This is a genomic window from Agilicoccus flavus (assembly GCF_014857905.1).
GTDB classification, from domain to species: Bacteria; Actinomycetota; Actinomycetes; order Actinomycetales; family Dermatophilaceae; genus Agilicoccus; species Agilicoccus flavus.
The window spans coordinates 20,021-32,895 of record NZ_JACYXE010000008.1; the positions used below are offsets into that span (position 1 = coordinate 20,021).

Annotated in this window: 10 protein-coding genes; 7 read left to right on the forward strand and 3 right to left on the reverse strand. The window is 73.9% G+C overall.

Features of this window, described 5'->3' with window-relative positions; genetic code table 11:
- The first annotated feature begins 8 nt into the window (after window positions 1-8).
- Both mnhG and ICW24_RS12455 read left to right on the forward strand, forming a co-directional pair.
- Entirely contained in the window at window positions 9-425 is a 417-nt protein-coding gene (gene mnhG, locus ICW24_RS12450; RefSeq protein ID WP_226346043.1) for a monovalent cation/H(+) antiporter subunit G, read from the forward strand.
- Window positions 422-1,759 (forward strand): bifunctional o-acetylhomoserine/o-acetylserine sulfhydrylase, encoded by a 1,338-nt coding sequence (locus ICW24_RS12455; RefSeq protein ID WP_226346044.1) that lies wholly within the window; start codon window positions 422-424, stop codon window positions 1,757-1,759. Before mnhG ends, ICW24_RS12455 begins: the two co-directional genes overlap by 4 nt.
- 52 nt (window positions 1,760-1,811) lie before the next feature.
- Here ICW24_RS12455 and ICW24_RS12460 read toward each other — a convergent pair whose 3' ends face one another.
- On the reverse strand, window positions 1,812-2,141 hold the full coding sequence (locus ICW24_RS12460; protein WP_226346045.1) for a putative quinol monooxygenase: 330 nt from the start codon (window positions 2,139-2,141) through the stop codon (window positions 1,812-1,814).
- 79 nt (window positions 2,142-2,220) lie between these two features.
- Window positions 2,221-3,432 carry a dicarboxylate/amino acid:cation symporter gene (locus ICW24_RS12465; RefSeq protein WP_226346046.1) on the reverse strand — a complete coding sequence of 404 codons (1,212 nt, stop codon included), beginning with the start codon at window positions 3,430-3,432 and terminating at the stop codon, window positions 2,221-2,223.
- Between the two features lie 149 nt (window positions 3,433-3,581).
- Here ICW24_RS12465 and hrpA point away from each other — a divergent pair, with 149 nt between their 5' ends.
- Window positions 3,582-7,640, forward strand: coding sequence for an ATP-dependent RNA helicase HrpA (hrpA, locus tag ICW24_RS12470; RefSeq protein ID WP_226346047.1), 4,059 nt, complete (start codon window positions 3,582-3,584; stop codon window positions 7,638-7,640).
- A gap of 209 nt (window positions 7,641-7,849) precedes the next feature.
- Window positions 7,850-8,767: a PAC2 family protein gene (locus ICW24_RS12475; RefSeq protein WP_264176554.1), complete on the forward strand. Its 918-nt coding sequence runs from the start codon at window positions 7,850-7,852 to the stop codon at window positions 8,765-8,767.
- A 78-nt stretch (window positions 8,768-8,845) separates the two neighbouring features.
- Here ICW24_RS12475 and ICW24_RS12480 read toward each other — a convergent pair whose 3' ends face one another.
- Entirely contained in the window at window positions 8,846-9,646 is an 801-nt protein-coding gene (locus tag ICW24_RS12480) for a DUF1206 domain-containing protein (RefSeq protein ID WP_226346048.1), read from the reverse strand.
- A gap of 258 nt (window positions 9,647-9,904) precedes the next feature.
- Here ICW24_RS12480 and ICW24_RS12485 point away from each other — a divergent pair, with 258 nt between their 5' ends.
- The 3 genes from ICW24_RS12485 to ICW24_RS12495 all read left to right on the forward strand — a co-directional run bounded on the left by ICW24_RS12485 (window position 9,905) and on the right by ICW24_RS12495 (window position 12,555).
- Window positions 9,905-10,600, forward strand: a complete 696-nt coding sequence (locus ICW24_RS12485) for an EcsC family protein (protein WP_226346049.1) — start codon at window positions 9,905-9,907, stop codon at window positions 10,598-10,600.
- Between the two features lie 136 nt (window positions 10,601-10,736).
- Window positions 10,737-11,930: a hypothetical protein gene (locus tag ICW24_RS12490; RefSeq protein WP_226346050.1), complete on the forward strand. Its 1,194-nt coding sequence runs from the start codon at window positions 10,737-10,739 to the stop codon at window positions 11,928-11,930.
- A gap of 220 nt (window positions 11,931-12,150) precedes the next feature.
- Complete coding sequence (locus ICW24_RS12495; RefSeq protein ID WP_226346051.1) at window positions 12,151-12,555, forward strand: universal stress protein; 405 nt, start codon at window positions 12,151-12,153, stop codon at window positions 12,553-12,555.
- Window positions 12,556-12,875 lie beyond the last annotated feature (320 nt).

Consider the following 12,875-nt stretch of genomic DNA (forward strand, 5'->3'; position numbering starts at 1 on the left):
GGACGGCCGTGACCCCCACCACCTCGACCACCCTGGCGAGCGCGACCCCGTCGATCTCGTGGATCGGCGTCGCCGACGCGCTCGGCGGGGTCTTCCTCCTGCTCGCCGCGGCCCTGTGCCTGACGTCGGCGGTGGGGCTGCTGCGCCTGCCGGACCTCTACTCGCGCATGCACGCGGCGAGCAAGCCGCAGGCGCTGGGCATGCTCGTCATGCTCGTCGGACTCGGTCTGACGATGCGCCAGGAGCTCGACGTCGGCATGATGGCGCTCATCGCCGTCTTCCAGCTCCTCACCATCCCGGTGTCGGCGCACCTGCTGGCCCGGGCCAAGTACCGGGAGGTGATCGGTGCCCAGGAGCAGGGCACCGGATGGCAGGCCCCCGGTGCGACGGCCACCGGAACCCCCGACGGAGAGGACCGCAGATGAGTGCGCAGCACGGCGAGTGGGCGTTCGAGACGAGGGCCCTGCACGCGGGTCAGACCCCCGACGCCCAGACCGGGGCGCGCGCCCTGCCGATCTACCAGACGACGTCGTTCGTCTTCCCCGACGCGCAGACGGCCGCGGACCGGTTCGCCCTGGCCGACCTGGGCCCGATCTACACGAGGCTCGGCAACCCCACCCAGCAGGCGGTCGAGGAGCGCATCGCCTCCCTCGAGGGCGGGGTCGGGGCCCTGCTGCTCGCGTCCGGGCAGGCCGCGACGACCCTCGCGATCCTCAACGTGGCCTCGGCCGGCGACCATGTCGTCGCGAGCTCGGCGCTCTACGGCGGGACGTACAACCTGCTCAAGTACACGCTGGCGCGGCTCGGGGTGAGTACGACGTTCGTCGACGACATCACCGATCTCGGGCAGTGGCGCGCCGCCGTGCGCCCCGAGACGAAGGTCCTCTTCGGCGAGACCGTGAGCAATCCCGACAGCAAGATCCTCGACGTGGCCGGGGTCGCGGACGTCGCCCACGAGGCGGGCGTGCCCCTGTTCGTCGACAACACCGTCGCGACCTCGTATCTCCTGCGGCCGCTGGAGCACGGCGCCGACGTCGTGCTGCACTCGGCGACGAAGTACCTGGGTGGCCACGGCACGTCGATCGGCGGCGTCATCGTCGACGGCGGCAGCTTCGACTTCGCGGCGGACCCGGCCCGCTTCCCCGGGTTCAACGAGCCGTCGGCGAGCTATCACGGGCTCGTGTTCGCCCGCGACCTCGGCGTGGGGTCGCCGCTCGGGGCGAATCTCGCGTTCGTGCTCAAGGCCCGGGTCGAGCTGCTGCGCGACCTCGGTTCGGCGATTTCGCCGTTCAACGCGTTCCTCATCGCCCAGGGCATCGAGACCCTGGCGCTGCGCATGGACCGCCACGTCGAGAACACCGCGGCGGTGGCGAAGTACCTCGTCGCACACCCGCAGGTCGAGCGCGTCTTCTACGCGTCCCTGCCCGACAGCCCCTACCACGCGCTCGCGCAGCGCTACCTGCCCCGGGGCGCCGGAGCGGTGCTGTCGTTCGAGATCGCCGGCGGTCTCGACGCCGGGCGGGCGTTCGTCGACGGGTGCGAGCTGCACAGCCACGTCGCCAACATCGGTGACGTCCGTTCGCTCGTCATCCACCCGGCGTCGACGACGCACAGCCAGGGCTCCGACGAGGACCGCCGCGGCGCCGGCGTCACCCCCGGCCTCGTGCGGCTCGCCGTCGGCATCGAGCACGTGGACGACATCCTCGCCGACCTCGACCGGGGCTTCGCGGCCGCCGCGTCGACGACGGGCACCGACTGACGGCGTCCCGAACGCCGGCCGCCGCCACCGTGGCCTCCGACGGTCGGGTCGGTCAGCCGGGTCGGTCCACCGACAGCTCGCCCATCGGGCCCCATCCGGGGGAGTCGATCTGCGCGTTGATGATCTGCGGCGTGGCCGACAGGTAGGCCGGGAACTCGTCCTGCATCGCCCGGAAGTGGGCGGAGGTCACGTGCGGCTCGGCGCCGTCGTCGGTGAACGCCTCGATGAGGACGTACAGGTTCGGGTCGTCGACGCTGCGGGACCAGTCGAACCACAGGTTGCCGGGCTCGGCCCGCGTCGCCTCGGTGAACGGGCGGCTGATCTGCGGCCACGCGTCGGCGTGCTCGGGCTTCACGGGGAACTTCACGTTGATGATGATCACGGTGCTCTCCTGGGCGCGTCGGGGTTCGGGCTGCCAGCCTCTCACCGGGCCCGGCCGGTGCGGAAGCGGGCCCGCCCCCTCAGGTGGTGGCGGGGGATCGGGTGGGTTCGGGGTCGTCCGCCCGGTCGCGCTTCATGAACCGGTCGACGGTCGCGGCGATCGCGGCGTCCCCGGTGACGTTCGTCGCGGTCCCGAAGGAGTCGATGGCGATGTAGGTCGCGATCATGAGGCCCACCTGCGGCTCGGTGAACCCGAGCATCGAGCTGAGCAGGCCGGCCGCCGTCATGATGGCGCCGCCGGGGACCCCCGGCGCGGCGATCATCGTGACGCCGAGCATGAGGATGAAGCCGATGAACACCCCCGTCTGGACCGGCAGCCCGTAGAGGTACATGACGGCCAGGGAGAAGCACGTGATCTTCAACGTCGAGCCGGCGAGGTGGATGGTCGCGCACAGCGGGACGACGAACGAGGCGACCGACTCGCGCACGCCGAGCGAGACCGTCTGCCGCAGCGTGACGGGGATCGTCGCCGCCGAGGACGAGGTGCCCAGTGCCGTGGCGTACGCGGGGAGCATCGTCCGCAGCATGCGCAGCGGGTTGCGCCGCGTCAGCGCGCCGGCCACCGAGAACTGGATCAGGAGCAGGACGACCGTGAGGGCGAAGACCATGAGGACGACGCCGAGGAACGTCGTGACGACCGCCCAGACCTGGCCGGCCGTGGTCATGTTGAGGAAGATGCCGAAGACGTAGACCGGCAGCAGGGGGATGATGACCGCGGCGATGACCGTGTTGACGATGTCGCGGAGCTCGGAGAACGCGCGCGCCACGACGTCCCCCCGCACGACCGTCAGGGTGACCCCGACGACGAACGCGAGGACGAGGGCCGTCATGACGCCCATGACCGGCGGCATCTCGATCTCGAAGAACGGCGCGAGCAGCGCGTCCTCGGGGTTGGTGACCGACTGGGCCGAGCGTCCCGCGAGCAGTCCCGGCAGCACGAGGCTGCTCACGCCGAAGCCGAGCAGGCCCGCGAAGACCGTGGAGCCGTAGGCGATCGCCGCCGTCGCCGCCAGCCATGTCCCGGCGCCGCGCCCGAGCTCGGCGATCGCGGGCGTGATGAGGCCCACGATGATCAGCGGGATGACGAAGGCGAGGAAGTTGCCGAAGATCCCGTTGAACGTCACGAAGACCCGCGTGAGCCACTCGGGGAAGAAGAGCCCGCAGATCACCCCGAGGACGATGGCGACGACGATGCGGGGCAGGAGGCCGATCCGACGGCGGGGCGCGCTCATCCGCGCAGCCTAACGGCAGGGGTTCGCCGAACCCGTCCGCCCGAACCCCTTCGGTCGCACCGGGGTCCGGTCATCCGCCGCCCGCCGACGGCGCTGCGGCGGGCGGTCGCTGCGCGGTCGACTCGCGGGCGCTCCCTATCCTGGAGGGCGTGCCCGAGAACCCCCCGACTCCCGACGCCCCTCGCCCCGCCGCGCAGGGCCGGTCGGGCGCGCGCGGGCGTGGTCGGCGCCGCGGCGGGGGGACGGGCCGGGCCGAGCGCGCCGGCGGGCCGGAACGCTCCGGGGGGCCGGAGCGCGCCGGACGGCGCGGTCCCCGATCGCCGGAGCGTGACACGCCCGCGCAGCGGGAGGCCCGCGCCCGGCGACGGGAACAGGCGCAGCAGGCCAGGCGGGCCGGGCTCGACGCCCTCACCCTGACGTTCCCGGAGGACCTGCCGGTCAGCGCCCGGCGCGAGGAGATCGCGGCCGCGATCCGCGATCACCAGGTCGTCGTCGTCGCGGGGGAGACCGGGTCGGGCAAGACGACCCAGCTCCCGAAGATCTGTCTCGAGCTCGGCCGGGGGGTCGACGGGCTCATCGGTCACACGCAGCCTCGGCGCATCGCCGCCCGGGCCGTGGCGGAGCGCGTCGCGGAGGAGCTCGACGTCGAGCTGGGCGGCGCGGTCGGGTACCAGGTCCGGTTCACCGACGTCAGCAGCGCCGGCACCCTCGTCAAGGTGATGACCGACGGCGTCCTGCTCAACGAGCTCCAGCGGGACCGCGACCTGCGCCGATACGACACGATCATCATCGACGAGGCCCACGAGCGCAGCCTCAACATCGACTTCCTCCTCGGCTACCTGCGCCGCCTGCTGCCGCGGCGCCCCGACCTCAAGGTCGTCATCACCTCGGCGACGATCGATCCCCACCGGTTCGCCCGGCACTTCGACGTCGGTGGGTCACCGGCCCCGGTCGTCGAGGTGTCGGGGCGCACCTACCCCGTCGAGATCCGGTACCGGCCGCTCGTCCGCTCCCGCCCGAGCCGGAAGCCGGGGGGCGCGCCGGAGGACGTCGAGATCGACCAGGTCACCGGCATCTGCGAGGCCGTCGAGGAGCTGTGGACCGAGGCGGCCCCGGGCCACGACCGCGACGGCGCCGGGACCGACATCCTCGTCTTCTGCTCCGGTGAGCGCGAGATCCGTGACGCCGCCGAGGCGCTGACCGGCCTGAATCTCCCGGCGACCGAGATCCTGCCCCTGTTCGGGCGGTTGTCCGCCGCCGAGCAGCATCGCGTCTTCGAGCGCCGGGCCGCCGGGACGCGCCGCATCGTCGTCTCGACGAACGTCGCCGAGACGTCGCTGACCGTGCCGGGCATCCGCTACGTCGTCGACACCGGCACGGCCCGCATCTCGCGCTACAGCCAGCGGACCAAGGTGCAACGGTTGCCGATCGAGCCCATCAGCCGGGCCAGCGCCGACCAGCGCTCCGGGCGCTGCGGCCGCGTCGCCGACGGCATCGCGGTCCGCCTCTACTCGCAGGAGGACCTCGAGGCGCGCCCGCGGTTCACCGACCCCGAGATCCTGCGGACCAACCTGGCATCGGTCATCCTGCAGATGAGCAGCCTCGGCCTCGGCGAGGTGGCCTCGTTCCCCTTCGTCGAGAAGCCCGACCCCCGGATGGTCACCGACGGTGTGCGGCTCCTGCACGAGCTGGGCGCCATCGACCCGCAGGAGACCGATCCCCGGCGCCGCCTCACCGGCCTCGGGCGCAAGATCGCGCGCATCCCCGCCGACCCCCGGCTGGCCCGGATGCTGCTCGCGGCCGACGGCGAGGGGGCCCTCGACGAGGTGATCGTCATCGCCGCGGCACTGTCGCTGCAGGACGTGCGGGAACGCCCCGCCGACGCGCAGACGCAGGCCGACCAGGCCCACGCCCGCTTCCGCGACGACCGCTCCGACTTCGTCGGCGTGCTCAACCTGTGGCAGTACCTGCGCGATCTGCAGCGCGAGGTGTCGGGCAGCGCGTTCCGGCGCCGGTGCAAGGCCGAGTACCTGCACTACCTGCGCGTGCGCGAGTGGCAGGACCTCGTCTCCCAGTTCCGGTCGGTGGCCGGCGAGCTGGGTCTCCGACGCAACAGCGGCCCCGCGAGCCCCGACGCCGTGCACCGCGCGCTCCTCACGGGCCTGCTCTCCCAGGTCGGCCTGCGCGACCACGAACGCCGCGACTATCTCGGGGCCCGGGGCGCCCGGTTCGCGATCCAGCCCGGGTCGGCGCTGTTCCGCAAGCCGCCGGACTGGGTCATGAGCGCCGAGCTCGTCGAGACGAGCCGGTTGTGGGCACGCGTCAACGCCGTCACCGACCCCGCCTGGGTCGAGGCCGCGGCCGGGCACCTGGTCAAGCGCCAGTACAGCGAGCCCACGTGGAGCCGGAAGCGCGCCGGCGCGGTGGCCAAGGAACGGGTCACGCTGTACGGCGTGCCCCTGGCGGCCGACCGCCCCGTCGCCTTCGGCTCGATCGACCCCGCCGCGAGCCGGGACCTGTTCATCCGGCACGCCCTCGTCGACGGGGACTGGGACACGACCCACCGCTTCTTCCACGACAACCGGGCGTTGATCGACCGGCTCGCCGACCTCGAGTCCCGGGCCCGCCGCCGCGACATCCTCGTTGACGACGAGACGCTCGTGGAGTTCTACGACGAACGACTGCCCGCCGAGGTCGTCTCCGGGGCGCACTTCGACACGTGGTGGAAGGCGGCGCGGCGCGAGCACCCGGACCTGCTCACGTTCACCGAGGACCTCGTCCTCTCCGAGGCCGGCGACGAGGCCGTGTCCGGTCTCGAGGGCGACTACCCCCACGTGTGGACCCAGGACGAGCTGCGGCTGCGCCTGACCTACCAGTTCGAGCCGGGCGCGGACGCCGACGGCGTCACGGTCCACATCCCGATCGAACACCTCAACCAGGTGCGGGACGTCGGGTTCGACTGGCTGGTCCCCGGCCTGCGCGCCGAGCTCGCGACGGCGCTCGTGCGATCGCTGCCGAAGACGGTCCGCAAGAACTTCGTCCCGGCCCCCGACCGAGCGGGCGCCGCGCTGGTCCAGGCCGATCCGGCGAACGGGTCCCTCGTCGACGAGCTCGCGCGCGGCCTGTACATCGCGACCGGACACCGGGTGCCGCCCGACGCCTGGGACCCGTCCCGGCTGCCCGACCACCTGCGCATCACCTTCCGCGTCGAGGGGCCGGCGCGCCGCGTCCTCGGGGAGGGCAAGGACCTGGCCGACCTGCAGGAGCGCCTGGCCCCGCAGGTGGCCACGACGGTGTCGCAGGCGGCAGCCCGGGCGGGGCTGGAGCGCAGCGGGCTGCGGGCCTGGGACTTCGAGGCCCTGCCGGACACGTTCGAGCAGCGCCGCGGCGAGCGCAGCGTCCGCGGGTTCCCCGCCCTCGTCGACACCGGCGACGCCGTGGACGTCCGCGTCCTGCCCAGCGCCCAGGAGCAGCGGGACGCGACCCGCCTCGGCGTGCGCCGGCTGCTCCTGCTCAACACGACTGTCCCCTGGAAGCGGATCCTCGGCCTGCTGACGAACGCCCAGCGCCTCGCCCTCGGCAACAACCCGCACGGCGGGATGCAGGAACTCCTCGACGACTGCCTCGCGGCCGCGGTCGACGCCATCGCTGCCCGGGCGCCCGGGGGAGTGCACGACCGCGAGGCGTTCGAGGACCGGCTGGCCGCGGTGCGGCGCGAGGTCGTCCCGACCGTCATCGAGATCGTCGAACTCGTCCACCCCGTCCTCGACCGGGCGCTCGCGGTCCGCCTCGAGCTCGATCGGGCGGGGACGTCGTCCACGGCCGCCCTGCGGCGCGACCTCGAGTCGCAGCTGGCCGGCCTCGTGTACCCGGGCTTCGTCGCCGACACCGGCCTCGAGCGGCTCCGCCACCTGCCGCGCTACCTCGCCGGCATGCTCGAGCGTCTCGAGAAGGGCCCGGCGGACATCGCGCGCGACGCGGCCCACACCCGGCTCGTCGCCGACCTCGACGCCGCCCGGACCGAGCTCGTCGCGTCGCTGCCCGCGGCCGATCGCACCGCGCCCGACGTCGTCGCCCTGCGCTGGCGGCTCGAGGAGTTGCGCGTCTCCCTCTTCGCGCAGCGCCTCGGCACCGCGGCGCCGGTGTCCGAGAAGCGCATCCGCGCCGAGCTCGCGGCGGCCCGGGCAGCGCACGCTCGGACCCGCTGACCGCGTCGGCGACCCGCCGGCGGGGATCGCGGCGGAGTTGAGTCCACGTGACGCAAGATCGACCCGGGAGCGGGAATCGACGCGGCCCGGTCGGCGTTGCCGCCTCTGAGCCCATCGGGCCGTCCGCCGCCCCGCGCAGCTGTTCGCAGCCGCCGCGCCCGTCGGACCGGATCTCGGCGAGCGGCTCGCCCCTACGGCACGATGGAGGAATGGTGCAGGATCCGGCCCAGCTCTACCGGTTCGAGACGGACGTCGACGTGCGCTCGGCGCAGGCGCCGACGCTGCTCGTCGCGCTGTCCGGCTTCATGGACGCCGGGCACACCCAACGCCTGCTCGTCGACCACCTGCTCGCGACGCTCGACCACCGGGTCGTCGCGACGTTCGACGCCGACCAGCTCCTCGACTACCGCGGTCGTCGCCCGGCGATGACGCTCGAGAGCGACCACTGGACCCATTACGAGGACCCGACCCTCGCGCTGTACCGGTTCGTCGACGACAAGGGTGCCCCGTTCCTTCTGCTCAGCGGGCTCGAGCCGGACTTCCAGTGGGAGCGGGTCGTCGAGGCCGTTCGTGGCCTCGTCGGCCTCCTCGGGGTCCGCACGGTGCTGTCGATGCACGGGGTGCCCATGGCGGTGCCGCACACGCGTCCGATCGGGGCGACCTACCACGGGAGCAGCGAGGAGCGGCGGTCCGCGCACCCTTCCCCGTTCGGGACGATCCAGGTGCCCGGAAGCCTGGCCACGCTCCTCGAGTACCGCCTCGGTGAGCACGGGATCGATGCCGGCGGCCTGTCCGTCCACGTGCCGCACTACCTGGCCCAGTCGGACTTCACGCCCGCGGCGCTGGCGGCGCTGCAGATGATCGCGGGGGGAACGGGTCTGCACCTGCCGGACTCCGCCCTCGCGCTCGGCGCGGCGCAGACCCTCGACGCCGTCGCGGGGGAGCTCGCCAACTCGCCCGAGGCCGAGCAGGTGGTCACCGCGCTCGAGACCCAGTACGACGCGTTCGTGCAGCGCCGGTCGTCGGGTCTCCTCGACGAACAGGACGGGCAGATGCCGACCGCCGACGAGCTGGGCGCCGAGTTCGAGGCCTTCCTGCGCGGTCAGTTCGGCTCCGACCAGTCGTGAAACGCGCGCCCGGCGGCGGACCGCCGCCGGGCGGTGGTCGGTGGCCGGGCGGTGGTCGTTGGCCGGACGACGCCGGACTCAGACCCGGGTGAAGCGGGCGCGGAAGAACGAGTAGACGCCGTAGGCGCCGATGCCGAGCGCGACGGCCGTGAGCAGGTAGGGGCCGAAGGGCTGCGCCTCGAGCCAGGCCAGGGCGCCCGAGAGTCCGCGCGACGACGCCGCCCGGCCGTCGATCCCGGCCAGCGCCATGAGCACCCCGACGATGACGAGGGCGATGCCCTTGGCCACGTACCCGATGCGCCCCGCGACCACGGCGAGCGGGCCGGGGTCCCGGACGAGGTCCGCCATGAACCGGGTCGTCGCCCCCTTGTACACGTGGTATACGCCCACACCGACGACGACGATCCCGGCGAGGACGATGAGGATCCACCCGCCCGGCCACCGCATGACCTGCGCGGTCATCTCGGTGGACTGCGTGCTGCCGCGCTCGCCGAGGCCCCGCGCGAACGAGGCGGACCCCCAGGCGAGGACCACGTACACGACCGCCTTGGCCACGGCCTTGACGCGCGAGCCGACACCGTCGACGCCGCGCGCGTGCAGGCCGCCGATGGCCTCCGTGAGCTGCCACAGCGCGAGGCCGGCGAACCCGATCGCGACGACGACGAGGAGGACGGGCCCGGCGGGCAGGTCGGCGAGGGTCGACATGGCCGTCGACTGGTCGGCGTCCGCCCGCGCGGGGGTGAAGGCGACCCGCGCGGCGAGGTAGGCGATGAGCAGGTGGATGATGCCGCTGGCGACGTAGCCCGTCCGGGCCGCGGCCCGGATCGCCGGATGATCGTTGGTGTCGCGCGCCGCCTCGACGACGTCGTGTCCGTCCACCGTGCCCCCACTCCTGACCCGACGGCGCCCGAGATCGCGGCGCGCAGTCGGTGTGAACCGCCCATCACCTGGGCAGAGATCTTCAGTGAAGCTGCGGCGACCGCGCACGTCAAACGCCCCACCGGGCCTCGCAGGGGCCACGCGGAACCACGCGGAACCTTGACGGGCCTGTGGGGACCGGCAGAGGACGTGTGTGAGCTCGCCGACGACCGTCATCCGATCGTCGTCCGGGAGACCGGGCGCCAAGAAGGAGTCAACGTGGGAATCTTCGACCGCCGATCCGCGCACGACGAGGCCACGGCCTCCGACGACTCGGCCTTCGGGGCCGCCGGCACCCGACTCGTGGAGCGTCTGCTCGACGTCGGCATCGACGGACGCGGCCGGTTCGACTCCGCGGCCGACGTCGCCGCGCAGGCGATGCGCCGCCGGAGCGACCCCGAGCGGGCCATCGACGACATCGTCGCCGAGCACCTCAAGCTCGCCGCCGCGGGCGGTTTCGTCACCGGACTGGGCGGCTTCGTGACGCTCCCCGTGGCGCTGCCCGCCAACGTCGCGGGCTTCTACATCGTCGCGACCCGCATGGCGGCGGCCATCGCCGCCGTACGCGGCTACGACGTCACGGACCCCGCCACCCGGTCGGCGATCCTGTTGTCCCTCGTGGGGGCCGACGCGGAGGACCTGCTGCGCAAGGCCGGCAAGGCGTCCACCGGCCGCCTCGCCAACCTCGCCGCCGAGCGCCTGCCGGGGCCGGTCCTCATGGCCGTCAACAAGGGCGTCGGGTTCCGGCTCGTCACGCAGACCGGCAAGCGCGTCTTCAGCCGTTTCGGCCGGGGAGTGCCGTTCCTCGGCGGCGCCCTCGGGGCCGGTCTCGACACGTGGGCGATGCGCAAGATCGCCGACCACGTGCGCTCCGAGTTCCCGCGCCGCGACACCCTCGCCCTCGACGCGAGGTGACCGGACCCCACCACCGCTGAGGTGACGGCGGACCCGGCCCTCCACAGCACATCGCCACCCGGTCGCCCCCGTCCGGACTCCCCAGGTCCGGTGCGGGGGCGCCCGGCTGCCCGGGTGCCACGGTCACCGTGAGGCCATGACGACCTCACCCTCCCCGGGGGCACGCCCGCGTCCCCCGCAGACCACCTCCCCGAGCACGGGCCGGTTCCTGGCGCAGGTGCTCGCCGCCCTGCGTGGCCCCGCGAACCACACGCTGCGCGGCCCGGCGGGTCGGCCCGAGAGCGTTCCCGGTTCCCGGGCGCTGGTCTGGGCCACCGTCGGGGCCGGTGCGAGCGGCCCCGCGGCCCTCGCCCGCGTCGACGCGAACACCCACCCCGGCGACGACGTCCTCGACGAGGCCGTCCGCCTGTGGACCGGGGTCCCGCCGGGGGCCGGGGTGCTCGTCCTCGGGCTCGAGCTCGGTCCCGTCGACCCGGCGCTGACCCGGTTGGTCGAGCGGCTGCTCCGCGCCGGCGCGGACGTCCTCGACGTCGTCACCGTCCGCGACGACCGGTGGTGGTCGGCCGCGTGGCCGACCGATCCCCTCTCCGACGGGCACCTCCTGCCCGGGATCGAGCGGGTCGACCCCGCCGCCTTCGTCGTGCGGTCCCCGGCGGACCCGGCCGCGCGACGCAGGCGCGGGGCACGGGCCTGGCGGGCCCTCCTCGACCCGGGGCCGTGCGCCCTCGACGCGTACGTCGACCCGTGGTCCGTCTCCGTCGCCCGCCCGGGACCGCCTCGCCCCGAGGGTGTCGCACGCGTGGGCGACACCCTGGTCGCACTCGTCGTCGACGCGGTGGCGGCCCTTGAGGACGTGCCGCTGCGCGACGTCGTCGTGGCGCGGCTCGCGCCGGGCGTCATCCGCGAGGACGAGCTCGATCCCGCGGCCCGCGCGGCGCTGCCGCCGCCGTCGCCCGGCCCGCAGCGCCGGCCCTCCTCCTCTCCGGCCGCCTCGGCCGCGCCGGGCGACACCCCGGGCGCCCTCGTGGCCGCGGGAACCGGGGCGGGCGCCTCCGGATGCGTGGACGTCGGACCGGCCCGGCGCCGGCTCGAGGTGCTCGCGCGGCTCTGCCCGACGCAGCGCGCCGCGTCGGTGCACGCCACCCGGGCCGCCGTCCTGTGGTGGGACGGCGACACCGGTCCGGCGGGCCGGGCCGCCGCGCGCGCCCTGGAGCTCGATCGACGGCATCGGCTCGCGACGCTCGTGAGCGGCCTGATCGCCGCGGGGGTGCATCCCCGCGGTCCCGGCCCCTCGGCGGCGGGGCGCGGGATGCGGCTCCGACCCGCCTGAGGTCGTCGGCCCTGCCCGGGGCCTTCGACCACGCCTCAGGCGGTCGACCGCGCTCCAGGCCGTCGACCGCGCTCGGGGCCTTCGACCGTGCTCGGGGCCGTCGACCGTGCTCGGGCCTTCGACCGCGCCTCAGCGCGAGTCGCTGCCGACGGCGCCGGGGTTCGGTACGGTTCTGGGGAGCGTTCCCGGTCGGCGGGGGCACTGGCGCAGGAGGACGAACGTGGCGGTCGTGGTGGGTTATGTGCCGACGAAGGAAGGGCGCGCCGCGCTGCGCCGGGCCGCGGAGGAGTGCCGCCTGCGGTCGACGAAGCTCGTCGTCGTCAGTTCTGCCCGCGGCGGGAGGAACCTCGACTCCAAGGACGTCGCCCAGTTCGACTCACTGCTCGACGAGGTGCGCGGCATGCTGGCCGAGTCGTCGGTGGAGCACGAGGAGCGCCAGTTCGTGCGGGGCAACGAGCCGGCGGAGGACCTCATCGCGGTCGCCGACGAGGTCGGCGCCGACATGATCGTCATCGGGCTGCGCAAGCGCACCCCGGTGGGCAAGCTGCTGCTCGGCTCGAACGCGCAGCGCATCCTCCTCGAGGCGTCCTGCGCGGTCCTCGCCGTCAAGGCCGAGGACGACTGAGCGTCCGCCCCTCGGCGCGGCGACACGCACCGGGCGTCCCCGCTTCCGGAAGAATCCGAGTCGGGCCCGCTGACCTGGCACGACGGTCGATCCCGCGCCCCCCGCCCCGTCCCGCCGGACGGGCCCGGCGGCGCGAACACGGACGAGCGTTTTATAATGGAAAGCGGACCACGCCGACAGCGCGACGCGATCCGCCGTGACGACACCACCGAGACGTACTCCCGACGAGCGTCGAACCGTCCCGGTCGGCCGGAACATCGTGCGGCGCGCCGACGTTGCCCACGCCGTACCACCATCCCCGAAAGGCACGCGATCGCCCG